General features: G+C 68.4%; 23 protein-coding genes. 15 read left to right on the forward strand and 8 right to left on the reverse strand.

Annotated features, from left to right (window positions below; genetic code table 11):
- Positions 1 to 5 precede the first annotated feature (5 nt).
- Positions 6 to 1,169 carry a lipid II:glycine glycyltransferase FemX gene (locus ACIRON_RS13780; protein ID WP_402992843.1) on the reverse strand — a complete coding sequence of 388 codons (1,164 nt, stop codon included), beginning with the start codon at positions 1,167 to 1,169 and terminating at the stop codon, positions 6 to 8.
- A 290-nt stretch (positions 1,170 to 1,459) separates the two neighbouring features.
- Here ACIRON_RS13780 and ACIRON_RS13785 point away from each other — a divergent pair, with 290 nt between their 5' ends.
- The 4 genes from ACIRON_RS13785 to ACIRON_RS13800 all read left to right on the forward strand — a co-directional run bounded on the left by ACIRON_RS13785 (position 1,460) and on the right by ACIRON_RS13800 (position 6,540).
- A complete protein-coding gene (locus ACIRON_RS13785) occupies positions 1,460 to 2,059 on the forward strand; it encodes an RNA polymerase sigma factor (protein ID WP_402992844.1) in 600 nt (199 codons plus the stop codon).
- Entirely contained in the window at positions 2,059 to 2,571 is a 513-nt protein-coding gene (locus tag ACIRON_RS13790; protein ID WP_402992845.1) for a hypothetical protein, read from the forward strand. Before ACIRON_RS13785 ends, ACIRON_RS13790 begins: the two co-directional genes overlap by 1 nt.
- A gap of 13 nt (positions 2,572 to 2,584) precedes the next feature.
- Complete coding sequence (locus ACIRON_RS13795) at positions 2,585 to 4,117, forward strand: S8 family peptidase (RefSeq protein ID WP_402992846.1); 1,533 nt, start codon at positions 2,585 to 2,587, stop codon at positions 4,115 to 4,117.
- Between the two features lie 530 nt (positions 4,118 to 4,647).
- Positions 4,648 to 6,540, forward strand: coding sequence for a CHAT domain-containing protein (locus ACIRON_RS13800; RefSeq protein WP_402992847.1), 1,893 nt, complete (start codon positions 4,648 to 4,650; stop codon positions 6,538 to 6,540).
- 211 nt (positions 6,541 to 6,751) lie between these two features.
- On the opposite strand, the gene ACIRON_RS13805 is transcribed toward ACIRON_RS13800, so the two are convergent.
- From ACIRON_RS13805 to ACIRON_RS13815, 3 genes are all read right to left on the reverse strand, one after another.
- A complete protein-coding gene (locus tag ACIRON_RS13805; RefSeq protein ID WP_402992848.1) occupies positions 6,752 to 7,357 on the reverse strand; it encodes a DUF5317 family protein in 606 nt (201 codons plus the stop codon).
- A 383-nt stretch (positions 7,358 to 7,740) separates the two neighbouring features.
- Positions 7,741 to 9,780, reverse strand: coding sequence for an acyltransferase family protein (locus ACIRON_RS13810; RefSeq protein ID WP_402992849.1), 2,040 nt, complete (start codon positions 9,778 to 9,780; stop codon positions 7,741 to 7,743).
- A 213-nt stretch (positions 9,781 to 9,993) separates the two neighbouring features.
- Entirely contained in the window at positions 9,994 to 10,788 is a 795-nt protein-coding gene (locus ACIRON_RS13815; protein WP_402992850.1) for a deoxyribonuclease IV, read from the reverse strand.
- 72 nt (positions 10,789 to 10,860) lie between these two features.
- Here ACIRON_RS13815 and ACIRON_RS13820 point away from each other — a divergent pair, with 72 nt between their 5' ends.
- From ACIRON_RS13820 to rplI, 7 genes are all read left to right on the forward strand, one after another.
- Positions 10,861 to 11,181: a metal-sensitive transcriptional regulator gene (locus ACIRON_RS13820; RefSeq protein ID WP_045550265.1), complete on the forward strand. Its 321-nt coding sequence runs from the start codon at positions 10,861 to 10,863 to the stop codon at positions 11,179 to 11,181.
- A gap of 33 nt (positions 11,182 to 11,214) precedes the next feature.
- Entirely contained in the window at positions 11,215 to 11,418 is a 204-nt protein-coding gene (locus ACIRON_RS13825) for a heavy-metal-associated domain-containing protein (protein ID WP_402992851.1), read from the forward strand.
- 5 nt (positions 11,419 to 11,423) lie between these two features.
- Positions 11,424 to 14,648, forward strand: coding sequence for a heavy metal translocating P-type ATPase (locus ACIRON_RS13830; RefSeq protein WP_402992852.1), 3,225 nt, complete (start codon positions 11,424 to 11,426; stop codon positions 14,646 to 14,648).
- Positions 14,649 to 14,752: 104 nt separating this feature from the next.
- Entirely contained in the window at positions 14,753 to 15,040 is a 288-nt protein-coding gene (gene rpsF / locus ACIRON_RS13835) for a 30S ribosomal protein S6 (protein WP_091044123.1), read from the forward strand.
- 107 nt (positions 15,041 to 15,147) lie between these two features.
- Positions 15,148 to 15,744, forward strand: a complete 597-nt coding sequence (locus tag ACIRON_RS13840) for a single-stranded DNA-binding protein (RefSeq protein WP_091044125.1) — start codon at positions 15,148 to 15,150, stop codon at positions 15,742 to 15,744.
- A 96-nt stretch (positions 15,745 to 15,840) separates the two neighbouring features.
- A complete protein-coding gene (gene rpsR, locus ACIRON_RS13845) occupies positions 15,841 to 16,077 on the forward strand; it encodes a 30S ribosomal protein S18 (protein ID WP_008355445.1) in 237 nt (78 codons plus the stop codon).
- Between the two features lie 11 nt (positions 16,078 to 16,088).
- Positions 16,089 to 16,541 carry a 50S ribosomal protein L9 gene (rplI, locus tag ACIRON_RS13850; protein WP_091044128.1) on the forward strand — a complete coding sequence of 151 codons (453 nt, stop codon included), beginning with the start codon at positions 16,089 to 16,091 and terminating at the stop codon, positions 16,539 to 16,541.
- A 147-nt stretch (positions 16,542 to 16,688) separates the two neighbouring features.
- Here rplI and ACIRON_RS13855 read toward each other — a convergent pair whose 3' ends face one another.
- Positions 16,689 to 17,264, reverse strand: coding sequence for a DinB family protein (locus tag ACIRON_RS13855; RefSeq protein ID WP_402992853.1), 576 nt, complete (start codon positions 17,262 to 17,264; stop codon positions 16,689 to 16,691).
- A gap of 150 nt (positions 17,265 to 17,414) precedes the next feature.
- On the opposite strand from ACIRON_RS13855, the gene ACIRON_RS13860 reads away from it, so the two are divergent.
- Together ACIRON_RS13860 and ACIRON_RS13865 are read left to right on the forward strand one after the other, a co-directional pair.
- On the forward strand, positions 17,415 to 17,741 hold the full coding sequence (locus ACIRON_RS13860; protein ID WP_402992854.1) for a helix-turn-helix domain-containing protein: 327 nt from the start codon (positions 17,415 to 17,417) through the stop codon (positions 17,739 to 17,741).
- Positions 17,742 to 17,855: 114 nt separating this feature from the next.
- Positions 17,856 to 18,527, forward strand: coding sequence for a hypothetical protein (locus tag ACIRON_RS13865; RefSeq protein ID WP_402992855.1), 672 nt, complete (start codon positions 17,856 to 17,858; stop codon positions 18,525 to 18,527).
- 40 nt (positions 18,528 to 18,567) lie between these two features.
- Here the strand turns inward: ACIRON_RS13865 and ACIRON_RS13870 are convergent, their stop codons facing one another.
- On the reverse strand, positions 18,568 to 19,923 hold the full coding sequence (locus ACIRON_RS13870; RefSeq protein WP_402992856.1) for an MATE family efflux transporter: 1,356 nt from the start codon (positions 19,921 to 19,923) through the stop codon (positions 18,568 to 18,570).
- Between the two features lie 470 nt (positions 19,924 to 20,393).
- Here ACIRON_RS13870 and dnaB point away from each other — a divergent pair, with 470 nt between their 5' ends.
- Together dnaB and ACIRON_RS13880 are read left to right on the forward strand one after the other, a co-directional pair.
- A complete protein-coding gene (dnaB, locus tag ACIRON_RS13875; RefSeq protein WP_402992857.1) occupies positions 20,394 to 21,824 on the forward strand; it encodes a replicative DNA helicase in 1,431 nt (476 codons plus the stop codon).
- Positions 21,825 to 21,901: 77 nt separating this feature from the next.
- Positions 21,902 to 22,648, forward strand: coding sequence for a GNAT family N-acetyltransferase (locus ACIRON_RS13880; RefSeq protein WP_402992858.1), 747 nt, complete (start codon positions 21,902 to 21,904; stop codon positions 22,646 to 22,648).
- 40 nt (positions 22,649 to 22,688) lie between these two features.
- Here the strand turns inward: ACIRON_RS13880 and ACIRON_RS13885 are convergent, their stop codons facing one another.
- On the reverse strand, positions 22,689 to 25,718 hold the full coding sequence (locus ACIRON_RS13885) for a family 16 glycoside hydrolase (protein WP_402992859.1): 3,030 nt from the start codon (positions 25,716 to 25,718) through the stop codon (positions 22,689 to 22,691).
- A gap of 112 nt (positions 25,719 to 25,830) precedes the next feature.
- Positions 25,831 to 26,436 (reverse strand): TetR/AcrR family transcriptional regulator, encoded by a 606-nt coding sequence (locus tag ACIRON_RS13890; RefSeq protein WP_402992860.1) that lies wholly within the window; start codon positions 26,434 to 26,436, stop codon positions 25,831 to 25,833.
- Positions 26,437 to 26,505 lie beyond the last annotated feature (69 nt).

Raw genomic sequence — 26,505 nt, forward strand, 5'->3', positions numbered from 1 at the left:
GGAGATCAGCGCCTCTTCATGTAGACATCGAAGGCCGTGTAGATCGGCTTGTTCAGCGGCAGGTCCCACTCCCCGGCGTACTCCACCGCCTGGCCACCGGTGCCGACCTTGAACTGGATCAGCCCCACGTGGGAGTCGTCGGTGGAGAGCGTCGGGGTGATGCCGCGCAGGTCGTAGGTGGTCGCGCCGGCGGCCATGGCGTCCTGGATCATCGCCCACTGGAGGGCGTTGGAGCCACGTACGTCTCGCTTCTCGGTCGAGGAGGCGCCGTAGGAGTACCAGGCGTGCTGACCGACGCGGACCATGATGGTCGCGGCGACGAGGTCGCCCTCGTGTCGGGCCAGGAAGAGCTTGATGCGCTCCGGGTCCTCGGTCGACATCGCCCAGAACATGGTGCTGAAGTAGCTCCGCTGCCGGGGCGTGAAGTGGTCGCGCGCGGCGGTGTGGACGTAGAGATCGTGGAACGCGCTCAGGTCACCCTCGAAGTCGCCGTCCGCGGGCTCGGTGGGAGAGGCGACCGAGACCTCGACGCCCATCTTGGCGGACTTCTTGATGTTGCGGCGCCAGAGCTGGTTCATCCCCTTGAGGACCTCGTCCTCGGTCTTCGGCGTGCCGTCCTCGTGGGCCAGCGGGATGACGAAGTTGTACTGCGGCTGTCCCGCGCCGAAGCCGTCCTCGGGGGACTGGAGCCGCCAGCCCGCCGCCCGCAGCTGCGAGACGACGCGCGCGCCGGTGGCGTCGCGGTGGGTCGGGATCAGCTGGTTGAGCCGCTGCACGGTGTCGTCGGCGATGCCGTCCTTGACCTGGTTGGCGTTCCAGGTCGCGGTGGTGACCGGCGGTCCGATGCGGATGCCGAAGGCGCCGTTCTTCTTCAGGTACGCCGCCAGCGGCTCCAGCCACGGAGCCAGGTCGCCCGACCAGTCGATGCTCGGGCCCTCCGGCAGGTAGGCGAGGGTGAACCGCTCCAGCTTCGGGACCGGCCGGTGCAGCACGAGCGCGGCACCGACGATGGAACCGCCCTGGAGGCTGTCGAACCATCCGATCGACTCCGAGCGCCACTCGGTCTTGACCCGGGCCCACGACGGGGTCTGGAGGAAGCTCACGCTGGGTTGCTTCTCGATGAAGGCGAGATGCTCCGCAGCGGTGATGGGGCGCACGGTGAGACTCACCCGCAGAAGGCTACCCGCTCCGGCGGTAGGGCCGAATCCCGGTGGTCGCGCTTGCCGGGAGCACTGTCCGCGAGCCTCTCAGCGCCCCAATGTGGGGACAATCGCCCCGCTCCCTAGTGAGTCCGGGACTCCGAGCCGCTATTCTCGGCGACCAGATGTATCACGGCTTGGGGCCTGGCCTCCTTGTTGCCGTGACAGCAACTATGACCACCACGATGGCGCGCCCGCGCGTCATCTGGCCCCGCAGCGGCACGGCGCCGATCCGGAGGCCGCCGGTCGAGGAGGGGACTGTGACACGGGTGCGACGCGGGGTCGGGCATGCCGACGCACCCGCGACCGTATGGTCCCGGGCCACGGCCGACTTCGACCGTTGGCTCAGCGGCGACTCCGCCGCCCTCGACGAGCTGGTAGCGACGATGACGCCCGTCCTGTGGCAGGTCGCGCGCTCCTACCGGCTCACCCAGGAGCAGGCCGAGGACGTCGTCCAGAACACCTGGCTCAGCTTCGTACGCAAGCACTCCTCGATCCTCGACACCGCAGCCGTCGGTGCCTGGCTCACACTGACCACGCGCCGTGAGGCGTGGCGGGTCGCGAAGCGATCCGGGCGTGACGTACCCGTGGAGGACGAGGCGCTCGAATCCCGCGTCCCGACGCAGCGCTCCGCGGAGTCGCTGGTCGTCGAAGGCGACCGCAACTCGCTCATCTGGGCAGCTGTGGAGTCGCTTCCGGAGAGGTGTCGGCGGCTGCTGCGCGTGGTCGCCTTCTCCGACCGGCCCGACTACGCCAGCCTGGCCGAAGAGCTCGAGATGCCCATCGGCAGCATCGGCCCCACCCGCGGCCGCTGTCTCGGGAAGCTGCGGGATGCACTTGAGAACGAGGGGGTGTCGTGATGGGTCGCTCGGAGGAGCCCACACGCGAGGAGCTGCTCGGCCTGGTTCGACAGGCCTACGTGTCCGGCGATCCGGTGCCCGGCGGCCTGATCTCCCGGATGCAGGCGGCCGCCGCCGGGGCCGCCGAGGAGTCCGGACTCGGGCTCGACCTGGAGCTGATGCTCCTGGTGGAGTCGTCTTCTGATGTGGAGGCCGCCGGGGTCCGCTCCGCCGCTCCCACCTCCGCCCGCTCCGCCTACACCCTCCGCTTCGCGCAGTCCGGAGTCGATGTCTTGGTGCGTGTCGCCTCCGACACCGACACCACCGCCCGCCTCGACGGCTGGGTCGTCCCCGGCTCGCCCATGACCGTCCGCGCCATCCGCGCCGACGAAGTCCGTACGCCGATCGTCGCCGTGACGTTGGGCGCCTCGGGGCGCTTCGAGCTCACCTCGCTGCCCGCCGGCCTCATCCGGCTCCGCTTCGAGCCCGCCGACGGCTCTGCTGCCTTTCTCACCCCCACGTTCGAGATCTGATCCAGGAGTAACAGTGCATTCCAAGCGTGAGCCACGGTTGTCGGTGTCGTACGGATCCGACGCCCGCATCCTCGACCCGACCAACGCCGTTGCCGTAGACGGGGTCACTGCCGGCACTACGATCTACTCTTCGACCACGCTCCTGATCTCCAAGTCGGTGGACTTCGAGGACACGTTCCGGCGGATCAAGAAGGTTGCCCGTTCTCTGAACTGGCGTGTCGAGGCCGAGCCCGAGCCTGCGCACGCCGCTGATCTCCGTTTCGGTGCTAGGAGAATCGGCCTTGGAGTGGTTCCGGGAAAGGCAGTCGCGGCCCCAGATGCCTGGACGCTCCTTCAGTTCCTGCGAGCTGAAGGAGCGGACGGTGCGCAAGGCGTGAGCCTGGAGCACGTTCTTGTGCCGGTTCCGCTCAACGACCCGCACCCCCTGAACGACCCGCACCCGCTGAATGACCCGCACCCCCTCAACGACCCGCACCCGCTGAACGACCCCCACCCCCTCAACGACCCCCACCCGAACTCCGGGTACGACCCGATGGGAACGGGCGGTCGCCAGCCGGTGGCGTACGTTGGCTCGGCTCCGGCCCGGCAGAGCGACGACGACCTTGAAGGTCGTGCGCGGCCCGTGGTCGCCATCCTCGACACGGGGTGCGGTCAGCACCCGTGGCTCGACTTCGTCGATCGGAACGTGCGCCTTGGCAACCATCGAATCGGATGGCCGTCAAGTGTTCCGGACTCGGAGATCGACGGAGACCAGGTGGGTGCGCTGGACGGTCTTATTGATCCCTTGGCGGGTCACGGCACCTTCATCGCTGGCCTGGTTCATCAGGCATGTCCCAACGCCGACATCTATGCGTGGCGGATCGTTCCGCCGGAGGGCCCGGTTGCCGAGTACGGCTGGCTGACGGCCCTCGCTCAGATCGCCGACCTGGTGCACCTCTATCGCCAAGGGGATCCGCGAGGGAGGCGGATCGACGTGCTCAGCCTGTCGATCGGTTACTACCACGAGACACCCGAGGACGCGCTCTTCGATCCGATGCTTCACGAGATTCTTGCTGATCTCGCAGCGAACGGGACGTTGGTCGTCTGCTCGGCCGGAAACGACTCGACATCGAGGCCGAACTTCCCGGCAGCGTTTGCGCCATGGAGCGAGGGAGAGGGTCCTTGCTCCGCGTGGGACAAGGCGTTGCCAATCGTCTCCGTGGGAGCCCTCAACCCGAACGGGACAGATGCGATCTTCAGCAACGCTGGCCCGTGGGTGCGTGCTTACGAAGTCGGGGCTGGCGTCGTGAGCACCTTCCCCACCAGCTTCGACGGCGGCTACCAGGCGACGGTCGCATCTGAGTTCTCCGGTCGAAGGCGGGAGACATTGGATCCCGACGACTTCGGTGGCGGATTTGGAACCTGGAGCGGGACATCGTTCGCGGCACCGCTGCTCGCCGGCCGAATCGCTCAGCACCTCTTTGACAACGGTGATCCTGGGGATGTCACACAGGACATCGATCGCGCCTGGGCAGCCATCGAAGTCCTCACTACGCTCAAGCAATGACTTCCGACGATCCGGACGAACTGCACAAGCAGGGAGTCGCGGCGCTCAGGGCAGGCGATTTCGACACCGCGCGGGCGCTCTTGGGACGAGCCCTGAGTGTCGCAACTGCCCCTGACGTCCTCGCCCGGATCGAGTCGTCGCTGGCGTACCTCGAAGTCGATGACTCCAACCTGAGCGTGGCGTTGGAGAAAAGCGATCGAGCGCTGGGCTTCGGTGTTGAGGGCTCCACACGAGGAGTGCTTCTCGCGCAGCGTGCTCTGCTCTTACGGAGGGCCGGTCGCGCGGCAGAAGCATTGGAGACCTTTGGCGACGCCATCTCATCACTCGAAGGGCTCGACCTGGCCAAGGCCTACCTCAACCGAGGCACGGTTCACCTTGACCGCAATGACATCGTTCGAGCCATAGACGATTTCAACTCCGCTGCAGATCGGTACCGGTCAGTTGGCGAGCAAGTCTTGGCTGCCCAGGCAGATCACAACCGGGCGTACGCGCTGTTTCTTTCGGGCGACCTCCCCGGGGCGCTTGCCCTGATGGAATCTGCCTATCGCCTCCTGGCCGACGCCGGACAGTTGGTGACGGCGGTGTGCAACGCCGACCGGGCTGAGGTCCTGATGGCGGCCGGACTGACGCGGCAGGGTGGAGAGATGCTGCGGCAGGCGGCCGAGGCGTACGGATCGAAGGGGCAGCGGCAGCGGCAGGGGGAGGCCGAGCTGGTGCTCGCCTCGCATCTGGTCGCGACGGATCCGGCTGAGGCGGAGCGGGTGGCGCGCTCGGCGCTGGGCTGGTTCGAGGAAGCGCGGGCGCCGGGGCTGGCCCTGCGGGCGCGTGCGGTGGCGTTCGAGGCGGCGGTGACGGCGGGCGTCGGTCCGAGCGAGGACGGTGAGGCGCTGGCCGGTCCGCTCGAAGAGCAGGGACTGAACTGGCCGGCTCTCCGGGTGCGCATGCAGGCCAGGCTGGCACGTATCCGTTCGGCGGAGAACGCCGGCCTGCCGACGCGACCAGCGAGCGGCAGGGTCATTGGTCCGGTCCCGCTCGAGGCACCTATCGACATCCGTCTAGTGGAGCGGGAGCTCCGAGCAGAGCTGGCTGTGGCGGCGGGTCGTGCGAACTCCGGACTTCGCGAGCTCCGGGCGGGGCTCGACGACTTCCATCTGTGGCAGAGCTCGTTCGGCAGCCTGGACCTGCAGACCAACGTCGCCGGCCACGGCCGCACCCTCGCCAGGCGCGGCCTGGAGCTGGCCGTCGAGTCGGGCGAGACCGACGTGCTCTTCGAGTGGTCCGAGCGGTCGCGGATGCTGGCCTCGCGGGTCCAGCCGGTGCGTCCGCCGTCCGACCCCCAGCTCGCTGCCGACCTGGCGGAGCTGCGCGGCGAGGTGACGCCCGAGCGCGAGGCCGAGCTGCGTGAGCAGATCCGTCAGCGGGCCTGGCGGGTCAAGGGATCTGGTCAGGTCTCCGATCCGGTCGGCCTTCCTGACCTGCGCGAACGCATCGGTGACCATGTTCTCGTCGCCTATGTCGTTGCCGCCGGACGCCTCGTCGCCGTCGTGGCGACCGCCGACTCCGCCACCCGGATCGACCTCGGCGACCAGGCTGCGCTCGGGTCGCTCTTGGGCGGCCTGCTGCCGGATCTCGACGTCGCCGCGACCGACCTCCCGGGCCCGCTCGGTGTTGCCGTACGTGGTGACCTGACCGTGCGGCTCCAGCAGCTCTCCGGGCTGCTCGTCGCCCCTGTTCTCGAGAAGATCGGTGACCGCCCGGTCGTCCTGACCCCGTCAGCCGTGATGGCGGCGGTGCCGTGGACCCTGCTGCCCGGCCTGACCGGCCGACCGGTCACGGTCGCCCAGAGCGCCACCGCCTGGCTGAGCCGCGCCGACACCCCGCTCCGCACCCAGAAGGCTGGCTTCGTCGCGGGACCGCGCGTCATGCGCGCCGCCGACGAGGTCGCCAAGAGCGCCACCGCTTGGTCCGGCGCCCACACGCTCACCGGCACCGACGCCACCGCGGCGGCGGTGTCCGCGCTGGCGGCCGAGGTCGACGTACTCCACCTGGCCGCCCACGGCCACCACTCCGCCGACAACCCGCTCTTCTCCGGCCTCGAACTCGCCGACGGGACCTGGTACGGCTACGACATCGACGGCCTCGCCGCCGTCCCCGACGTCGTCCTCCTCTCCGCCTGCGAGGTCGGGCGGTCGACGATCCGCTGGGGCGAGGAGCTGATCGGGCTCGTCGGTGCCTGGCTGCACGCCGGCGCCCGCGCCGTGATCGCCTCTCCGGCCGTGGTGGCGGACGAGGCTGCGTACGAGGTCTTCAGCCGTCTCCACGGTGCCCTTGCGAAAGGCCTGGCCCCTGCCGAGGCCCTCGCCGAGTCCCTCCCCGCCGCGACCACGGATGCCCCGCCGGCCCCGTTCGTCTGCTTCTCATAGCCGCGGTGACCGTCTGGATGACGGGCGAGGACCCGGTGAGCCCTCGCCCATCACTATGGGGGTCTAGTCGGGCTGGTTGTGCGGTGCGGCGAAGGCGTAGACCGCCAGTGCCGTGGGGACGATGGTCGCGCCTGCGAGGTACAGGCGAGCCTTCAGTTCATCGAACGTCATCGCTTCCTCCTCTCGTGGGGTAGAGGTGAGATCGGCGCGGTTACGCCGACGGCTGGGCGGCACTCTCCTGTGTGGGGCCGGTGACAGAAGAGGCCGAGGCGCCGGGCTGGCGACAAGCGATGACCAGCAGCACCAAGCCGGTGAAGAGCAACAGGTCGCCGACGCTGAGGACCTTCATCAGCACGGGGATGGGGATGAGGTCAGCGAGCGGAATCCAGAGCGCTGACACGTCGTCCAGGCGGATGTAACCGGGCGCGTCGGTCGTCAGTTCGGCGCTGGAGTAGCCGGCGATGCGTGCCCCTTGGTAGCTGTACGGCATCGCCCCGAGGACAGCAATCGGAATCGAGTTTGATGCGGTTCCAAGCGGAACGAGTGTGAGCGCCCATCGGCCCGGGCGACGAGACCGGAGCGAGCGATTCAGCCAACAGAACGCGATCGCAATGACCAGGACCAAGACGGCGTACGTCCTCCGCTCGATGCCCTCTTTGACCTGATCTGGCCACAAGCCCTCCACATGCATGAACTGGAGTGCGGCGGCAAGAACGATAAGCCACTTCCCGCGCAGTTTCGTCAGCGACAGTGCGACGTTCGGGCGGGCGACGATGATGAGGCCGATCAGGGCGGGCAACACCATCAGGGTGAGCATTCCTGGGCCTGGCATGCCCAGCAACGTAGCAGCGCAAGAAGGGCGTCGGGGGCGCGTTTCCCAACTTTCATCGCCATGAACGCCAGCGACGAGAAATGTCCGAAGCCGGTGTATCAGGCGGTCTGCCGCGTACTCCTTGGGGCTGTCCGGACCGAGATTCGGGGGAATTCGGTTCGGACGCTGGCGCCGCCGCCTTGGGGGAGGCTGGCGGTTTCGGGGCCGCAGCGTGGGTTGGGCACTAGGGGGATGCCCAACCCGCGTCCGGCTTGAACGTGGGCCGAGCGGGGCGGTGAGGGGATGACTGCCCCGCCCGGCAACTTTCGATTCTTCCGCTCTGCCGGTGCCACGGCAATGCTTCGGCCGCCGCAGAACTGAAATGTGTTCTAGGCGGAACGGTCCAGCCGGCCGAGTCGCTTACCGAGGGCCGGGGTGACCCGGTCGACCCAGGTCGCGGTGATGTGGGAGTCGTCGTAGTAGGTGACGACGTCGCCGACGACGAGCGGGCAGCGCTCGGTGCAGACCAGGTCGACGATGTCGACGTACGCGGCCTCGGTCCCGTCGAGCGCCTCCTGGGTCACCTCGTTGGAGTCGACCTCGGTGCCCTCGGCGTTCACGACGCAGTCCTGGAGGAGGTTGCGGGCGTCGGAGAGGCACTCGCCGGGGTCGTCGTCGACGGAGGGGACGTCGGCGAAGACGCGTACGTCCGGGGTGACCTTCTCGAAGGCACTGACGCCGTGGCGTACGCCCTCTCGCCACTGCTCCTCGGTCGAGACGCCGTCGCGCTCCTCCATGTCGAGCATGCCGCGGGCGCCGACGACGATCGTGTCGGGGTTGAGCTCGGTGATCTGCTCGTTGGTCCACTTCCGGAAGTCCTCGCACTCCGCGACGGTCATCTTCGAGGACTTCTGCTTCACCCCGTACGCCGCGCAACCGAGCTTCACGAACGGGACCAGCTTCACGTGCTGGCGCTCGGCGAGGGTGTCGAGGGCAGGCAGCCACATCCCGATGTGGGAGTCGCCGACGACGGCCACGGTGCGGTCGGCCTTGCCGTCGCCGTAGACGCAGTCGCCGTCGAGCTTCGTCTCGCCGTAGCCCGCGTAGCAGTAGCCGCCGCGCTCGGCCCACGAGTCGGAGGCGTCGAACTTGGCCTCCGGCGGCAGCGGGGCACCCTCTTCGGCGGCCTCGACCGTCGTCTTCAGGACGCCGGTGACCGGCTTGTGGTCGGTGTCGAGGACGTCGGGGTTCTCCTGGAACCACTCCTCAGCGTTGGCCTTGGCGACGTCGACCTGATAGCCGGCGTACGCCTGGGAGCTCGTGCCCGCGACCAGGGCGAGGGCAGCGGCGGCGGGCCAGAGGGCGAGTGCGCGGCGGCCCTTGGTGAGGTGCGGGATCTTGTGGCGCTGGAACGGCATCTCGATCCAGTGGTAGCTCGCCGCGGAGGCGGCCAGGATGAGCGCCAGCATGATCAGCAGCTGGCGTACGCCGCCGCCGGGGATCGCCTCGGGAGCGAGGATCAGGATCGGCCAGTGCCACAGATAGAGGCTGAACGAGATGTCACCCAGGTAGCGCAGCGGCTGCTTCGAGAGCAGCCAACCGGTCGGGGTGGCGGGGCCGGCGACCAGGAGCGCGACCGTGCCGAGCACCGGCACCAGGGCGTGCCAGCCCGGGAAGTGGGTCGCCTCGCTGAAGCTCGCGGTGGCGTAGACGAGGGTGCCAACGCCGATGATGCCCAGGGCCGTTGCGTACGGCTTCTTGATGCTCTCCAGTCGGCCCGCGACGCAGGCGAGAAGGGCGCCCGCGGCGAGCTCGAAGGCGCGGGCCGGGGTGGAGAAGTAGGCAGTGGTCGGGTCGACGCTGGTGGCGTGCAGCGACCAGGCGAGGCTGACCACCGCCACGAGCGCGGCGAGCGCGGTGATCGCGCGACGGCGGTGGTGCTTCGGGATCCAGAGCGCGACGGCGAGCACCAGCAGCGGCCAGACGACGTAGAACTGCTCCTCGACCGAGAGCGACCAGTAGTGCTGGAACGGCGAGGGCGCGGCGGTGTTGAAGTAGTCGACCGCTTCCTTGGCGAAGTGCACGTTGGCCAGGAAGACCGCCGCCCAGCCCGCGTCGCCGGCGATCTGGTCGGTGCGGGTCTGGGGCAGGACGATCGCGCTGTAGGTGAGTACGACCAGCATCGTCGCGGTCGCCGCCGGCAGGATTCGGCGGGCGCGGCGGGCGTAGAACTGGCTGATGCTGACGGTGCCGCTGCGGTCGGTCTCACGCAGCAGCAACGTGGTGATCAGGAACCCGGAGAGGACGAAGAAGACGTCGACTCCGACGAACCCACCCTCGAACCCGGAGAGCCCCGCGTGGCCGGCGATCACCAGCCCGACAGCGACTGCACGGAGACCTTGAACATCGGCGCGCCAGTTCGAACTCATTCGGAGGACGATATGTCAATGGCCCTGTTGGGTCATAGTCGAAGTCCCACTGGGCGAGCCGATTCTCAGCCGAATCTTCACCTCTGGTGAGCGAGACCGCAGTTCGTGCGAACGAATCTTCGGTTGTGGCGGATCAATGCGCGATTTCGTCCGCCATAACTCAACACTCGGGTGTCAGAAGTGAAGATTCGGTGAGAATCGGTCAGAGTCGGGTCAGATTCGCTCGCGGAGCCAGGCGAAGTCGCTCGTGTGCTCCTCCGCGCCGCCAGGGGTCTCGCAGATCACCGGGGCGCCGGCGTCGCGGACGACGCCGGCGAGGAGGTCGGGATCGATGCGGCCGGCGCCGAAGTTGGCGTGGCGGTCGGCGCCGGAGTCGAACTCGTCGCGCGAGTCGTTGCAGTGGACCAGGTCGATCCGGCCGGTGATCTTGCGGATGTCCTCGACGACCGTCTCGAGCGGGTTGCCGCCGGCGTGGGCGTGGCAGGTGTCGAGACAGAAGCCGACGTTCTCCGCGCCTTCGGCGGTGGAGATGGCCTCCCAGACTCCCGCGATCCGGTCGAGGTAGCGGGCCATCGCGTTGTCGCCGCCTGCGGTGTTCTCGATCAGGAGCGGGACCTTGATGTCGGTCGCCTCGATCGCCTTACGCCAGTTGTCGAAGCCCTTCGCGGGGTCGTCGTCCTTGTTGACGTGACCGCCGTGGACGATCAGGCCCTTGGCGCCGACCTCGGCCGCGGTGTCCATGTGCTGCTGGAGGAGCTTGCGGCTCGGGATCCTGATCCGGTTGTTCGTCGTGGCGACGTTGATGATGTAGGGCGCGTGGACGTAGAGATCGACGCCCTGCTCCTCCGCGCGGGCCTTGAGCGCTGCCGCGCCGTCGGCGTACGTCACCACCGGGCCCTTGTAGGACTGGGGATCGCCCAGGAAGAACTGCACCAGGCTCGCGCCGCGCGCGGTCGCCTCGGCGACGGGGTCGGTCTGGTCTACGTGGGCACCGATCGCAACAGCCATGGGCCCAGTCTAGGGCGCGGCACCGACATCCTTCGGCTTGACTTCATACCTTACGGGGGTATGGTAGAAACCATGGACGAGCACACCGGGCACGAAGGCCACGCGGATCACGGATACCTCCACAACAAGAACAAGGAGGCCTATCTCAAGCGCCTCAAGCGCATCGAAGGTCAGGTGCGCGGGCTGCAGCGGATGGTCGAGGACGAGGCCTACTGCATCGACATCCTCACCCAGGTCTCCGCCTCGACCAAGGCGCTCCAGGCGGTCGCTCTCGGGCTGCTCGACGAGCACCTCGGTCACTGTGTCGCCGGCGCGGTCCAGAACGGTGGTGCCGAGGCTGACGAGAAGCTCGCCGAGGCCTCTGCCGCCATCGCTCGCCTCGTCCGGTCCTGATTGTCAACAATCCAACAACCCAGAGAGATTCTCATGAGCACCCAGAACTTCACTGTCGTCGGTATGACCTGCGGACACTGCGTCTCCTCCGTCACCGAAGAGGTCACCGAGATCGCCGGCGTGAGCGACGTCGACGTCGACCTGGCCTCCGGCAACGTCACCGTCACCGCCTCCGAGCCGATCTCGGACGACGCCATCCGTGCGGCCGTCGAAGAGGCCGGCTACTCGCTGGCCTGATCACGATGACCCCCACCGCCGCGAACCCGACCGAACAACAGCTCGAGATCGAGGGCATGACCTGCGCGAGCTGCGTGCGCCGCGTCACCAAGGCCATCAGCCGTGTCGAGGGTGTCGAGGACGCAAACGTCAACCTCGCCACCGAGACCGCCCTCGTGCACTTCGACCCCGCCCGCACCGACCTCGCCGAGATCAGCGCCGCCATCGAGAAGGCGGGCTATCAGGCTGTCTTGAGATCGTCGACTGTCGACAATCCACAAGAGCCTGAGGCAGAGGACGATCGGGACGTACGCCGCGAGACCGAGCTCGTCCAGCTCAAGCGGCGGTGGATCACGGCCCTGGCGGTGGGGCTCGGTCTGATGGCCTTGATGTACGTCCCGCTTCCGGTCGACGCCATGGAGCCGGTGATGTCGATCGTGCTCGTGGTCGCCGCGGTCACCCAGTGGTGGGCGGGCCGCGACATCTACGTCGCGGCGGTCCGAGGCATACGCCACGGATCGGTCGACATGAACACCCTGGTCACGCTCGGCACTGGCATCGCCTTCGCCTACAGCGCCTTCGTGACCCTGTGGATGGGCCAGGCCGAGGCGTGGGGCCTGCCTCTCCACCTCTACTTCGAGACCGCCCTGGTCATCGTCGCGCTCGTGCTGATGGGCCGCTGGCTGGAGGCGCGGGCCAAGTCGCGTACGGCTGACGCGGTCAAGGCCCTCGTCGGCCTGATGCCGGAGACGGCCACGGTCGTCCGCAACGGTCGCGACGTCACGGTCCCGGTGGCGAACCTGCGGGTCAACGACCGGATCCGGGTGCGCGCCGGGGAGAAGATCCCGGTCGACGGGCGGATCGTCGCCGGGACGTCCTACGTCGACGAGTCCATGCTCACCGGTGAGAGCGACCCGGTGCGGAAGGCCGAGGGCGACATCGTCATCGGCGCCACGATCAACCAGACCGGCTCGTTCGAGATCGAGGCGACCGCGGTCGGCTCCGAGACCACGCTGGCGCAGATCATCGCGATGGTCGAGTCCGCCCAGGGCTCCGGCACCAAGCTGCAGCGCCTGGCCGACCGGGTCTCCGAGGTGTTCGTACCCGCCGTCCTGGTGGTGGCCGCGCTGACCTTCGTCGGCTGGCTGGTTCTCGGCCCCGACGCCGAGCGCCTGACCAGCGCCGTCACCGCCGCGATCGCGGTCCTCATCATCGCCTGCCCCTGCGCCCTCGGCCTGGCCACGCCGGCCGCCGTCATGGTCGGCGCCGGCCGCGCGGCCGAGCTCGGCGTACTCGTCGGCTCGGGCGAGACCCTCGAGCGCGCCCGCTCCGTCACCGCCATCGTCTTCGACAAGACCGGCACGATCACCCACGGCAAGCCCGAGGTCTCCGAGATCAGTCCGGCGCCCGGCTGGACCCGCGACGAGCTGGTCCGGATCGCCGCCGCCGCCGAGACCGGCAGCGACCACCCCCTCGCCTCCGCCCTCAAGACCCGAGCCGAAGCGTCAGCCCGGTCGGCCGAGACGTCACCGAGTGCCGCCTCGACCGGCGTACGTGACGCCTCGGCCGCCGCGCCTGACGTCTCGGCGTTCGAGGCTCACCCCGGGCGCGGGATCAGTGCCGTCGTAGACGGTCGCCGGGTCGTCGTCGGCAACTCGGCGATGCTGGCCGAGGAAGGGATCGATGCCGCCGACAACGGGGCGGTCCTGGTCGCCGTCGACGGGGCGTACGCCGGGTCGATCCGCGTCGAGGACCAGGTCCGCGACGAGGCCAAGGAGACGGTGCGTCTGCTCGAGGACTCGGGCGTCGAGGTGCACATCCTCAGCGGCGACGCGGCCGCGACGGTGGCGAAGGTGGCCGACGAGGTCGGCGTACGCCACGCGGCCGGCGGCCTGCTGCCCGAGCAGAAGCTCGCCCGGATCCAGCAGCTCCAGGACGAGGGCAAGGTCGTCGCGATGGTCGGCGACGGGATCAACGACGCCCCGGCGCTGGCTCAGGCCGACGTCGGGATCGCGATCGGCACCGGCACCGACGTCGCCCTGGCCGCCTCCGACATCACCCTGGTCGGCGGTGACCTCCGCGGCGTGGCGACCGCGCTGGCGCTCTCCCGGCGCACCGTCGCGACGATCAAGCAAGGCCTGTTCTGGGCGTTCGCCTACAACGTGCTCCTCATCCCGGTCGCCGCACTCGCGCTCCTCGACCCGGTCCTCGCCGGCGCAGCCATGGCGATGAGCTCGGTCAGCGTCGTCACCAACGCCCTGCGTCTGCGTGGCTTCCGCCGACCCGAGACGCCTGAGGCGTACGCCGGTCGGGGTTTCGTCACGCGCGTCCGCGACGGTGGATATCTCCTGGTCACGGCCGTGATCGCGATCTCGATCGGTGCCGGTCTGACCTACCTGTCGCGCACCGAGCCGGCGCAGCGCGGGATGAACGGCATCCTGGAGTGGGCGCAGGGGATGAGCCCGATGCGGCCGTCGATGACGGAGATGCACGAGGTCGACATCGCCCCTGTCGCCTCGGCCGAGTCGGGCATCGACGTCGCGATCACGCGGCGCGAGGGTGGGCTCCGGTTCCTCGTCACGGACGCCGCGACCGGCGACCCGGTGACCGACCTCGGTCGCACCCACCAGGCCTGGATGCACGTCATCGTGACCAGCCAGGACCTCTCCTGGTTCCGCCACCTCCACGCCGAGCCGACCGGCCGACCGGGCGAGCTCGAGACCGACGTGACCTTCCCCGCCGGAGGCACCTACCGCATCGACACCGAGTTCCGACGCCGGGCCGACATGGCCGACGTGCTCGACCGCCAGCAGCTCACCGTCGAAGGTACGCAGCCCCCTGCCGTCCCGCTGGAGGCGAGCCCGAGATCGTCGACTGTCGACAATCTCACCGTCACCCTCGAGGGCACGCCGGTCGCCGACCAGCAGAGCGACCTGCACTTTAGGTTCGAGCACAGCCGGTTCGAGGACAGCACCGGGAAGGTTGTCGACGATCTACAGCCCTACCTCGGGGCGGCCGGCCACGTCGTGGTCATGAGCGCGGACGGCGAGACGTTCGTGCACGGCCACGCCGAAGGCGACGAGCTGGCGGTCCCCGGCGCCTCGTTCGGGCCCGAGCTCGGGCTGCACCTGGACGTACCGAAGGCTGGTCTCTACCGCCTCTGGGCCCAGTTCCGGCTCGGCGACGGCGAGGTGATCACGGTGCCGTTCACGGTCGAGGCCGTGGATTCGGCCACGGGTTCCGCTGGTTGATACGCTGACGCGTCCCTCTCCACAGATTGGAGATGGGACATCGCATCAGCCCTCCTGCCATGGAGAGACCATGGCCGCCGAGTCCGTAGGAGGTGGAGAACGCTATGCGCGCCTATGAAGTAATGGTGATCCTCGAGCCCAGCCTCGATGAGCGCACCGTCGCCCCGACCCTTGACAAGTTCCTGAAGGTCGTCACCACTGATGGTGGCACCGTCGAGAACGTTGACGTCTGGGGACGCCGTCGTCTGGCCTACGAGGTCAACAAGAACGCCGAGGGCATCTACGCCGTCGTCAACCTGACCGCCGAGCCGAAGACCGTTCTGGAGCTCGACCGCCAGCTTGGCCTCAACGAGCAGATCCTGCGTACGAAGGTCATCCGCCCGTCCAAGTGACGCGGATGTCATCGTCGGAAATGTCGGCGGTGCGTCCTATGTTTGGTCGCACGAGGAACAACTCCTGAACCGACACCGACACCCAGATCAGACTCAAGGGAGATCTCATGGCAGGCGACACCGTCATCACCGTGATCGGCAACCTCACCGACGACCCGGAGCTTCGCTTCACGCCGTCCGGTGCAGCCGTTGCCAACTTCACGATTGCTTCGACGCCCAGCACCTTCAACCGCCAGACCAACGGGTGGGAGGACGGGGAGACCCTCTTCCTGCGCTGCTCGATCTGGCGCCAGGCTGCTGAGAACGTCGCCGAGTCCCTGCAGCGCGGCATGCGTGTCGTCGCTCAGGGTCGCCTGAAGTCGAGGTCCTACGAGACGCGTGAGGGCGAGAAGCGCACTGTCTTCGAGCTCGAGTGCGACGAGATCGGTCCTTCGCTCCGCTACGCGACCGCCAAGGTCACCAAGGCCAGCCGCCAGTCCGGCGGCCAGGGTGGTGGCGGCGGTTACAACCAGGGCAACCAGGGCGGTGGCTACAACCAGGGTGGCGGCTACGGCGGCCCCCAGGGTGGTGGCCAGCAGGCCCCGGCCGGCAACGACCCGTGGGCCTCGCCGGCTCCGCAGCAGCCCGCCAACGCGGGCGGCGGCGCGCCGGCCAACGACCCGTGGGCGACCCCGGGCGTGGGCAACGACGAGCCTCCCTTCTGATCAACAGATCCACATTCCGAATCCCTCAACCATTCCGGCGCTCCACCCATATGCCGCTCCGCGGCGGGGCCGGGCTTCTAGAAAGGAAGCACCACAATGGCCAAGGCAGTGATTCGCAAGCCTAAGAAGAAGGTTTGCCAGTTCTGCAAGGAGAAGGCGACCGGCGTCGACTACAAGGACGCCACCCTGCTCCGTAAGTTCATCTCCGACCGCGGCAAGATCCGCGCCCGTCGCGTGACCGGCAACTGCGTCCAGCACCAGCGCGACGTGGCCATCGCCGTCAAGAACGCGCGCGAGGTTGCTCTGCTGCCCTACACCTCCACCGGTCGCTGAGGAGGATCGACATGGCTACCAAGATCATCCTTCAGCAGGAGGTCACCGGGCTGGGTTCCGCCGGTGACGTCGTCGAGGTCAAGGACGGCTACGCCCGCAACTACCTGATCCCGCGTGGCGACGCCATCCGCTGGACCCGCGGCGCCGAGTCGCAGGTCGAGTCGATCAAGGCTGCGCGCTCGGCTCGCTCCGTGCGCGACGAGGCTCACGCCGCCGAGATCAAGGGCAAGCTCGAGGCCAGCACGGTCAACGTGAAGGTCCGCGCCGGCAAGGACGGTCGCCTCTACGGCGCCATCACCGCCGCCGACATCGCCGCCGCGGTCTCCGAGACCACCGGCGAGTCGATCGACAAGCGCACCATCGCGCTGGGCAACCCGATCAAGGCCCTCGGTTCTCACGAGGTCTCCGTCAAGCTCCACGACGAGGTGTCCGCCAAGCTGGCCCTCAACGTGGTCCCCGCTTGATCTAGGGATTCACCCAGGCCCGCCTCCTTCGGGAGGCGGGCCTGTTCGTTTTCCGGCCGAGGCGTCAGGTACGTCGGCCGAGACGTCACTTACGTCGGCCGAACCGGCACCCGGATGCCATCTCGGCCGACGGGGGTGACGCTTCGGCTAGAACTTGTTCGCGATCTCGGTCAGCTTGGCGACGTACGCCGGCCAGTCGTACTCCGAGGGGATGTTGTCGCCGGGTCTGCGCCAGCCGACGGCGCCGTCCGCCTCTTCGCGGAGGATGTCGGCCTGTCCGCCGTGACCGGCGAGGTCGGCGAAGAGATGCACCAGGATCTGGTGGAGGGTGACTTCCTCGTCGCCCCAGTGGGGTACGTGGCCGATGGCATCCAACCCCAGCGCCTCGATCGTCTCGTCGCCGTGGGCGATGACCCGACGGTAGAGATCGATGATCCCTTCGATGGTCTCGTCCTCGGTGGCGTACCAGTCCGCCTGCGGATCCACCTCGAAGACCTCGTCCGAGACCAGCTCCTCGGGATGCGGGAACGGACGGCCGAACGTCGCGCCGAGATAGACGGCCTCGACGCCGGTGACGTGCTTGATGATGCCGAGGAGGTTGGTGCCGGTCGGCGTACGCGGCAACCTGGCCTCGCGCTCCGGCAGGTCCTCGACCTTGGAGATCAGCGCTTCGCGACGCGCATCGATATAGGTCTTCAGGGTGCTCTTCGGGTCCGCGGGCATGCTCCGACCTTGGCCCCAAGCCGGGTTCGGCGCAACCGAGTAACTGGGACCGGTTGTCCCGAAACCTCATCGAGACCAGAGGCCGATCTATAACCTGTTCTCTTGCGGATCATCGGGGATCCGCTGGCGGCCACTCGGGAGGTCCCCCACATGTTGACCCATGACAGCGGAGCCGTGCTGGGGAAGCTCGAAGAGGTCAAGCCGCACTCCAGGTGGATTCTCGGCGAGACCCTCGAGGTCATGTTGCACAACGGCGTCGATCGCCCTGCCGACGTGGCGGCACGGATGCAGGTGCCGCCGTCGACGGCTGCCTACCGGGTCCGTCTGCTCCGAGAGCTCCTGGGACCGGACCTGCACGATCCGGCCCTGAGGCTGGCGATGATGCGGGCGTTGCGATCAGCGCTGCCCCGGTGGCGGGCGGAGGCGGCGTACGCGAAGCGGCGGCGGGCGACCCGCAAGCCGGACACATGTTGTTGATATGGACGAAATAGTGCGGGGCCCTGGTCCGGATCAGCCCGCGCCCGTCGAGCCGCTCCTAGCGTGACCGGAGGCCGAGACCCTCGGCCGACCCCACCACCAGAGGAGCGTGTCATGACAAACATGTCCAAGCTGGCCAGATTCACCGTCGTACCTGTCGCGGCGGTCGCCGCGATCGGCCTCGCCTCACCGGCAGCCTTCGCCGCCTCGAGCTACAACCTCAGCGCCGGGTCCGCGGCCGCCGGATCGAGCGTCGCCTTCGGAGCACAAGGGAGCGGCATCACGTTCACCGACGTCACCGCCGGGGCCTCGGTCACCTGCAGCGGCAGCTCGATCTCCGGCACCGCGACCCCGGGCGCCGCGATCAGCGGGACCGGGATCGCCGCCCTCGACGGCTCCAGCGTCTCCTTCTCCGACTGCACCGGCCCGGTGGGGATCGAGTTCACCGTCACCGGATCCGGTACCTGGTCGCTCGACGCCACCGGCGACACCGACGCGAACGGCTCCACCGCCGGCAACATCAGCGGGGTCTCGGCCAGGGTCAGTGGATCCGGCTGCTCCTTCAACGCGACCGGCTCGGTGGCCGGCGCCTACGCCAACGGCGACTCGTCCGGCACCCTCACCCTCAGCGGTAGCGAGCCCACCTTGACGCTGTCCAACGTGTCCGGCTTCCTGTGCGGTGTCGCCGGGATCTCCAACGGCGACCAGGTCTCCTTCGCGGCGACCTACGCGGTCAGCGCGACCGACGCCGCCAACAACCCGATCCAGGTCACCAGCAACCCCTGATGTCCGGACTGATCTGAGGACTGGCTGGTCACCGGCGGGCTCAGGCGCCGGTGACCAGCCAGCGGTCGCTCCGCGCACGGAGCGTCAGCACCACGAAGCGGGCGCCCATGAAGCCGACCGCGAAGGTGATCCACACCCACACCAGCCCACCGCCGAGAGCGACGGCCAGGGCGACGAGCGGGACGTACGCGACGAGGGTCCAGACTCCGCCCCAGGCGAGGTAGCGCCCGTCGCCGGCGCCGATGAGCACCCCGTCGAGCACGAAGACGACCCCCGCGATCGGCTGCGCGATCGCGGCCACGAGCACCACCGGCACCAACAGATCCCGCACCGCCTGGTCCTCGGTGAAGAGGGCGCCGAGGAACGGTGCGAGAGCAGCCAGGAGTACGCCGGCCACGACCCCGATGACGACGCCCCACCACACCATCCGGGCCGTGATGGCTCGGGTCTCCCGGGTGTCGCCGGCCCCCAGCGACCGCCCGGTCAGCGCCTGCGCGGCGATAGCGATCGCATCGAGCACGAACGCCAGGAACGTCCACAGCGTGAACGCGATCTGGTGGGTCGCCAGCGCCACGGCCTGATCGCCGACGGCGAGATGGGTGACGGCGAACGTCGTGACGAGCAGTGCCATGCGCAGCGTCAGCGTGCGGACCACGAGGGCCACGCCGGCCCGCGCGGAGGCACGGATCCCGGGAGCGTCGGGGCGCAGTGGCACGCCCTGGCCGCGGGCGGCCCGCACCACGACGTACGTCAGCATCGCGGCCGCCAGCACCTGCGCGATCACCGACCCGATCGCCGAACCGGCGATGCCGAGCCCGGCGCCGTAGACGAGGGCGAGGTTGAGCACGATGTTGAGGACGTTGGCGACGACCGCCGCGACCAGTGGAGTCTTGGTGTCCTGCAGCCCGCGGAGCACACCGGTGGCCGCGAGCATCATCAGCAGCGGCGTCACCCCGAGGACGGCGATCCGGAGGTAGGTCGTCGCGGGACCGACGACCTCGTCGCCCGCGCCGACCGCCCGGCTGAGCGGCTCGGCCAGGACCATCACCGGGACCGTGACGACGACCCCGATGATGACCGCGAGCCAGATCCCGTCGATGCCCTGCCTTAACGCACCGGCGGTGTCGCCGGCGCCGATGCGGCGGGCGACTGATGCTGTGGTGCCGTACGCGAGGAAGACGCAGAGACCGACGATCGTCTGGAGCACGACGCCCGTGACGCCGAGGCCGGCGAGCTCGCGGGTGCCGAGGTGGCCGACGATCGCGGAGTCCGCGAGCAGGAAGAGCGGCTCGGCGACGAGGGCCAGGAAGGCGGGGATCGCGAGCCGCCAGATCTCCTTGTCGAGGCCTCGGCGGTCGGTCTTCGAGTAGTTCTTCGCATCCGCCCGGCTCGTCACGGTCTCAAGGTTAAACACCGCTGGCGCAGGGCGTTGTTCAGGGCAGGTGGAAAACCTGTGGAAAACGTCGTTGCGGCGCTATGTCGACAAAACGCCCAAGGGGGTACGACGATCTCGGCGATGAATCCCGCTAGGCCGCCAACTTTCTTTCGTCCACAACCTATGGACAACAAAATCGCAGGTCAGAGTAGCATTGCCGATCGGACGACCCTAGTTATGCACAGGCAGTTCCCCAGGCTGTTCACATTGACCAGGGTGTCGTCCACCGCTATCCCCCGGTTATCCCCAGGTCCTGTGGATAACCTGCTGTCGCCGATGTGGTCTGCGACGTAGGGTCGCGGAGACTTGAGGTGTCGTCGAGGGTGGGCGCAGGACTGTGGGAGCAGAACTGTCGGTGCCCACCCGTAGCGTGGGACCGAATCGACCGAGATCACGCCGCGACGATCCGCAGACCACGGAGGGGCAAGGGAATGAGCGTCACTGAGACCGGCTCGATGGACGGTCCGGGCGACTTCCCGGAGCCGCCGTTCGAAGAGTGGGGCGACGGGCCCGCGGCGTACGAACCGGGCAACGCCCCGCGCGCGGTCAACGACCGCACGCCGCCGCAGGACATGGCTGCTGAGCAGGCGGTCCTCGGCTCGATGCTGATCTCGAAGGACGCCATCGCCGACGTCTCCGAGACGCTGCGCGGCACCGACTTCTACCGCCCGACCCACGAGTCGATCTACGACTCGATCCTCGATCTCTACAGCCGCGGCGAGCCCGCCGACATGGTCACCGTCGCCGACGACCTGCGCCGCAAGGGCGAGCTGGAGCGCATCGGCGGCGCCCCCTATCTGCACACGCTCGCCTCCAACGTCCCGATCGCCGCCAACGCCGGTTACTACGGTGAGATCGTCCGCGACAAGTCGGTCCTGCGCCGCCTGGTCGAGGCCGGCACCAAGATCGTGCAGATCGGCTACGCGGGCGAGGGCGAGGTCGACAACATCGTCGACGAGGCCCAGGCCGAGGTCTTCAAGCTCACCGACAAGCGCTCCGGCGAGGACTACTCGCCGCTCGCCGACATCATGGACGGCGTCCTCGACGAGATCGAGGCGATCTCCAACCGTGAGGCCGGCCTCTACGGTGTTCCCACCGGCTTCGCCGACTTCGACGAGCTCACCAACGGCTTCCACGGCGGTCAGATGATCATCGTCGCGGCGCGACCCGCGATGGGGAAGTCAACGCTCGCGCTCGACTTCTGCCGCGCGGCCTCGATCCACAACAACCTGACCAGCGTCTTCTTCAGCCTGGAGATGAGCCGCTCCGAGATCACCATGCGCCTCCTCTCGGCGGAGGCCAAGGTGCCGCTCAACCACATCCGCAACGGCAACATGTCCGACGACGACTGGAACAAGCTGGCTCGCAAGATGGGCGAGGTGTCCAGCGCGCCGATGTTCATCGACGACAGTCCCAACATGACGATGATGGAGATCCGCTCCAAGGCCCGCCGCCTCAAGCAGCGCCACGACCTCAAGCTCATCGTCATCGACTACCTCCAGCTGATGAGCTCCGGCAAGAAGGTCGAGTCCCGCCAGCTCGAGGTCTCCGAGTTCTCCCGCCAGATCAAGCTGCTGGCCAAGGAGCTCGAGGTCCCGATCATCGCGCTGTCCCAGCTCAACCGTGGTTCCGAGCAGCGCGCCGACAAGCGCCCGGCGGTCTCCGACCTTCGTGAGTCGGGCTCGCTCGAGCAGGACGCCGACATGGTCGTCCTGCTGCACCGCGACGACGTCTACGAGAAGGAGTCGACCCGCCCCGGCGAGGCCGACGTGATCATCGCCAAGCACCGCAACGGCCCCACCCGTGATCTCGTCGTCGCCTTCCAGGGTCACTACAGCCGCTTCGTCGACATGGCCCACTGAGCCTCGGCGACTGACCCGACCGGCACCGGTCAGGAAAACCCGTCGCTGGTGTCCGCCGCATCGGCAACGATGGCCGCATGGCGCTCACCATCTCTGTCCTCGCCGACCGACCCGATCTCGCCGAGGCGATGTGGGACATGCCCAGCTCATGGCCGGAGTTCATGCGCCAGGATCCGATCGGTGGGCTCTACTACGGCAACGTCGAGACTCGGTTCAGCGCGTTCGTCCTGGTCGCCCAGGACGAGACCGGCGAGGTCGTCGCGTGCGGGTACTCGATCCCCTTCGTGCGCGGCAACCGCGAGGAGCTGCCCGACAACGGGTGGGACTTCGTCATCCGCGAGGGCCTGCTGGCGAGTATCCGAGGCCAGGAACCCGATGCGATCTCCGCGGTCGAGATCGCAGTTCGCCCCGACCACCAGGGAAGGGGAATCTCGGCACAGATGCTCGGCGCGATGCGCGACAACGCCGCCCGGCACGGCTTCCCTGAGCTCGTCGCGCCCGTACGTCCCAGCGCCAAGACCGACGCCAACGAGCCGATGTCCACGTATGCGACCCGGGTTCGCGAGGACGGTCTCCCCGTCGACCCGTGGCTGCGGGTTCACGTACGGGCCGGCGGGCACATCGCGCGGGTGGCTCCTCGGTCGATGGTCATCCCCGGCACCCTGACGGAGTGGCGGGCATGGACGGGGCTGCCGTTCGACAAGACGGGCCCGGTGCTCGTGGAACGCGCGCTCGCTCCGGTGCACTGCGACCTCGACCACGATGTCGCCACCTATGTCGAGCCGAACGTGTGGGTCGTGCACCGCACCGGCGCTCCGTCGTGAGTCGACGGATCACTGGTGCGGCACGCTGTCCGATCTGGCGTCAGTCGGTGAGCTCCTTGACCCGTACGTTGCGGTAGTAGACGGTCTCGCCACCGCCGTGGTTCTGCATGCCGACGAAGCCGGCCAGGTCACGCGCGGGGTCGGTGCTTGTGAAGTCGTTCACCTGCGTCCCGTTGAGGAAGACCTGGACGCGAGAGCCCGAGACGCGGATGTCGTACGAGTTCCACGACCCGACCGGCTTGAGCGCAGCTGCGACGGCCGACGGGTCGGCGCCTTGGAAGGTGTAGATGGCGCCGGTGGTGCGGTCCGGGGCGTCGGTGGCGTCGATCTGGACCTCGTAGCCCTGGTTGACCGCGACCCAGGGGTCGTTGCCGGGGTTCGGGAAGCCGATGAAGACGCCGCCGTTGTTGTCGTTGATCAGCTTCCAGTCGAGCTTGAGGCTGTAGTTCGTGAACTCCTGACCGGTGTACCAGAGCAGCCCCATGCCGTTGGTCGTGCGCAGCGAGCAGTCCTCCTGCCGCCCGAACGAGCCCGATCCGGCCATTCGCCATGACGTCAACGAGGTCAGGGTGCCGTCGAAGAGCGGCTGGTAGCCCCGGTCGGGTCGCTGCGGCGAACAGATGTCCTCGCCGCCGCCGACCTTGAGGGAGTCGAAGTTGACGTTCCCGTCATCGCCCTCGTCGTAGCGGAGCGAGATCCGGTTGACCCCGGCCTTCAGCTGCATCGACCGGGTCGCGGTGCCCCAGGTCTGCCAGTCGTCGGTGGACTCCAGTGCCCACGGCTCGACCTTCGTGCCGTTGACGTAGACCGAGACCTCCTTGGTGCCGGGCGCCGGGTTCGGGCCGTTGGCGTAGCGCAGCCGGACCGGGTACGTCCCGGCGCGAGCAACCTTCGCGTCGAAGGTGACCGAGGCGCCGACGTTGCCGAAGCCGTCCACGAACCCGGAGCCGGAGTAGCCGTTGTGCTCGACATCGACATCGGCGCTACCACCCAGGGTCGCCTGCTCGGCCTCGAGATAGTTGCGATCGGCCGGCGACTGGTAGCCAGGAATCGAGTTGAGCGTGTACCAGGCCTCGGTGTTCCACAGCTCGTCACCGCCCTCGGCAGCGAACGGCCGCGGCGAGCGCAGGTGCACGACCCGGCCCTCCTCGAGACCGTCGACGGTGAGCGTCACCGACGTCCGATCACGAGACACCTTGGCTCCGGAGACGAACAGCGGTCGCTCGTCGACCTTCGGACCGCCGTACGTCGGGCGCGGCACGTAGCGCCAGTGCGTCATCCGGAAGGCGGCGTTCGGGTCGGCGGCGATCTTGTCGACGGTCTCCTGGGACAGCGGCTGGGTGTACCGGATCTTGAAGCCGTTCCTGGTCGCGCGCATCTCGCGCATGTCGAACGCCGCGCCGTTGTCGGGGCTCATCCGCTGCAGGCCGTAGCGGAGCTTGCCCGGCTCGCTCCAGTTGCCGGCCTCGCCGACGCCGCCGACGTAGATCGATCCGTCGGGACCGAGCAGCGTGCGGTTCACGCCCGCCTCGAGGCCGGCGGAGTAGCGGAAGACCGCGCCCTGGTACTCACCCTCGACCTTCTCCAGGAAGCCGCGCTGCAGGCCGCCGTAGGTGACGTCGCCGAAGATCATCTGACCGGCGTACGCGCCCTTCTGCAGCATCACCGGGCTGCTCGGGGAGTTGCCGATCTCGCCCTGCGGCACCCACAGGGTCGGGTCCGTGACCGGCTGGTCGTCGAACGGGCCGGACGGGTTGGTGTAGTGGTTGAAGAACCGGCCCGGCTTGACGTGCACGAGCTTGGAGCTGGGCAGCCAGCCGCCCTGGTTGTCCATCACGAACAGGTCGCCACCGGGTCCGCGCACCATCCCGTTCGGCGTACGCAGCCCGCCGGCGAGGTAGGTGACCTTGCCCGTCTTGCGCGAGATCTTCAGCGTCGTCCCGCGATCGGCGGCCGGCTGCGGGTCGGTGGTCGCCCCGCCGAAGTTGATCGCGACGGAGAGGTTCACGTAGAAGCTCTCCTTGTCGTGGAGGAGACCGAAGGCGAACTCGTGGAAGTTCCCGCCGAAGGGCCACTCCGCGACCTTCCGGTGCCGGTCGTAGAAGCCGTCCCCGTCGGGGTCGGTCAGCTCGGTGAGCTGGTCGCGCTCGGAGACGAAGATCGACGTGCCGATGATCGCCACGCCCATCGGGTTGAACAGGTCGGTCGCGACCTTCTCCACCGTCACGTCCTCGGGGCCGGTGGCGGTCCCGGGGTTGCTGAGCAGGAAGATCTCGCCGGGCTCGGGGTCCTCCACCCAGCCCGACGGGCTCACCGACCCGGTGGTCACCACCGCGAGCCGGCCGTCCGCGGCCCAGTCCAGCGCGGCCACCATCGGCTCGAAGCCGTCCGGCCGGAGGTCGGTCAGGTCGTACGCCGGGTGGACGCTGTCCAGCTGCATGCCGTCACCGGCGGTGTCGCTCTGGCCCTCGCAGTACTTCGTGCCCGGCGAGGTCACCCGCACCACCCCTGCCTCGGTGCTCAGGACCTCGGTCGGCACCAGCGTGAAGTCAGCCGCGCCCGGAGGCCGCCACTGCAGGCGCAGCACCTCGCCGCCACCGTCCTCGAAGTGCTCCACACGCAGATCGTGATATCCCTCGCTCAGGTTGACGGCGCCGTCCTTGGCGGTCTCCCCGTGCAGCCCGTCGTGGTCGATGACCTCGGAGCCGTCGATGAGCAACCGGGAGCCGTCGTCGCTGATCAGCCGGAAGTCGTACGTCCCGGCAGCATCGATGCGCAGGTTGGCCAGGGCTTCGGAGATGAACCGGTCGCCGAGGCCGAAGTCGGCCGGCGAGTCGTAGTCGATGAGTGAGGTGAGCCTGTCGACGTTGGGCGTCTGGCCCGCCTTCAGCGTGCACAGCTCCGCGATCGGACGACCCATGTCGTAGGTGCGCAGCGTGACGCCGGGCTCCTGCGGTGGCAGGTCCGCCGCCTCCGCGGCGGTGGCGGGGGCTCCGCCGAGGAGTGCGGCGGTGACCGATAGGCCGACGAGTGAGCCGAGCACGGCTCTGGACGGGGGGATACGAGACATGCGGGCCTCCGTGGGGTGTGGCGAGCGTCACACATGAAGGTAGGGGGCTCGATGAGACTTCGTCAAGAAGGTTTTGAACTTTCGCAAGTTGGTTGAAAATGTCGCTCGCCGGTCACATTGCCGGCGGCGCGAAGAGCCGATCGAGGTGCTGATCGACGGCCGCCAGTGCGGCTCGAGGCGTGATCACGCCGAGCTCGAGGAGCGGTGCGAAGCCGGTCAGCGCCAGGATCAGGTCCGTCTCGATGTTCGGGTCGCGGTCGGCGGGGATCTGACCGTGGGTCAGTGCTTGCCGGATGAGGCGCTCGACCAGGGCCCGCCCCTCGTCGAGGCCGACGCGAGCCTGCTCGCGCAGCTCCGGATCGTGAAGAGCTTCCAGGACGTACGCGGTGTTCATGCGGCTGGTGGCGCGCGCATCGGGGTGCAGCGGGAGCATCTCGGTGAGCACCACCCGCAGTACGTCGCGAGGGTGTGGAGGCTGGTCGAGACCGGTCAGGCCGCGCGTGACTCGGGCCGAGGTCTGTTCGGCGGCGAACTCCATCGCGAAGGTCAGTATCGCGGTGCGGGACGAGAAGTAGTGCTGGAGCTGCCCGAGAGAGACATCGGCTTCGCGGGCGACCTCGCGCATCGTCGCTCGCGGCCAGCCCTGTTGCTCGACCACCCGCCACAGGGCGTGCGCGATCGCTTCTCGTCGCTCGCGGTGGTCGACCACCTTCGGCATCGCGGCCCCTTTCGGTTTTCAATACGCGTGACATAATACAGGTGACTTTTATCCGCTGCCGACGGAGGG

Origin of the sequence: Nocardioides sp. NPDC101246, from assembly GCF_044767415.1 — a bacterium.
Classification (GTDB): domain Bacteria; phylum Actinomycetota; class Actinomycetes; order Propionibacteriales; family Nocardioidaceae; genus Nocardioides.

Bases quoted from the DNA above. Each gene is read 5' to 3' on its own strand.
- ACIRON_RS13790 (WP_402992845.1), top strand. From the start codon at position 2,059: ATGGGTCGCTCGGAGGAGCCCACACGCGAGGAGCTGCTCGGCCTGGTT.
- ACIRON_RS13800 (WP_402992847.1), top strand. From the start codon at position 4,648: ATGGAATCTGCCTATCGCCTCCTGGCCGACGCCGGACAGTTGGTGACG.
- ACIRON_RS13805 (WP_402992848.1), bottom strand. From the start codon at position 7,357: ATGCTCACCCTGATGGTGTTGCCCGCCCTGATCGGCCTCATCATCGTC.
- ACIRON_RS13810 (WP_402992849.1), bottom strand. From the start codon at position 9,780: ATGAGTTCGAACTGGCGCGCCGATGTTCAAGGTCTCCGTGCAGTCGCT.
- ACIRON_RS13815 (WP_402992850.1), bottom strand. From the start codon at position 10,788: ATGGCTGTTGCGATCGGTGCCCACGTAGACCAGACCGACCCCGTCGCC.
- ACIRON_RS13820 (WP_045550265.1), top strand. From the start codon at position 10,861: ATGGACGAGCACACCGGGCACGAAGGCCACGCGGATCACGGATACCTC.
- ACIRON_RS13825 (WP_402992851.1), top strand. From the start codon at position 11,215: ATGAGCACCCAGAACTTCACTGTCGTCGGTATGACCTGCGGACACTGC.
- ACIRON_RS13830 (WP_402992852.1), top strand. From the start codon at position 11,424: ATGACCCCCACCGCCGCGAACCCGACCGAACAACAGCTCGAGATCGAG.
- rpsF (WP_091044123.1), top strand. From the start codon at position 14,753: ATGCGCGCCTATGAAGTAATGGTGATCCTCGAGCCCAGCCTCGATGAG.
- ACIRON_RS13840 (WP_091044125.1), top strand. From the start codon at position 15,148: ATGGCAGGCGACACCGTCATCACCGTGATCGGCAACCTCACCGACGAC.
- rpsR (WP_008355445.1), top strand. From the start codon at position 15,841: ATGGCCAAGGCAGTGATTCGCAAGCCTAAGAAGAAGGTTTGCCAGTTC.
- rplI (WP_091044128.1), top strand. From the start codon at position 16,089: ATGGCTACCAAGATCATCCTTCAGCAGGAGGTCACCGGGCTGGGTTCC.
- ACIRON_RS13855 (WP_402992853.1), bottom strand. From the start codon at position 17,264: ATGCCCGCGGACCCGAAGAGCACCCTGAAGACCTATATCGATGCGCGT.
- ACIRON_RS13860 (WP_402992854.1), top strand. From the start codon at position 17,415: ATGTTGACCCATGACAGCGGAGCCGTGCTGGGGAAGCTCGAAGAGGTC.
- ACIRON_RS13865 (WP_402992855.1), top strand. From the start codon at position 17,856: ATGACAAACATGTCCAAGCTGGCCAGATTCACCGTCGTACCTGTCGCG.
- dnaB (WP_402992857.1), top strand. From the start codon at position 20,394: ATGAGCGTCACTGAGACCGGCTCGATGGACGGTCCGGGCGACTTCCCG.
- ACIRON_RS13880 (WP_402992858.1), top strand. From the start codon at position 21,902: ATGGCGCTCACCATCTCTGTCCTCGCCGACCGACCCGATCTCGCCGAG.
- ACIRON_RS13885 (WP_402992859.1), bottom strand. From the start codon at position 25,718: ATGTCTCGTATCCCCCCGTCCAGAGCCGTGCTCGGCTCACTCGTCGGC.
- ACIRON_RS13890 (WP_402992860.1), bottom strand. From the start codon at position 26,436: ATGCCGAAGGTGGTCGACCACCGCGAGCGACGAGAAGCGATCGCGCAC.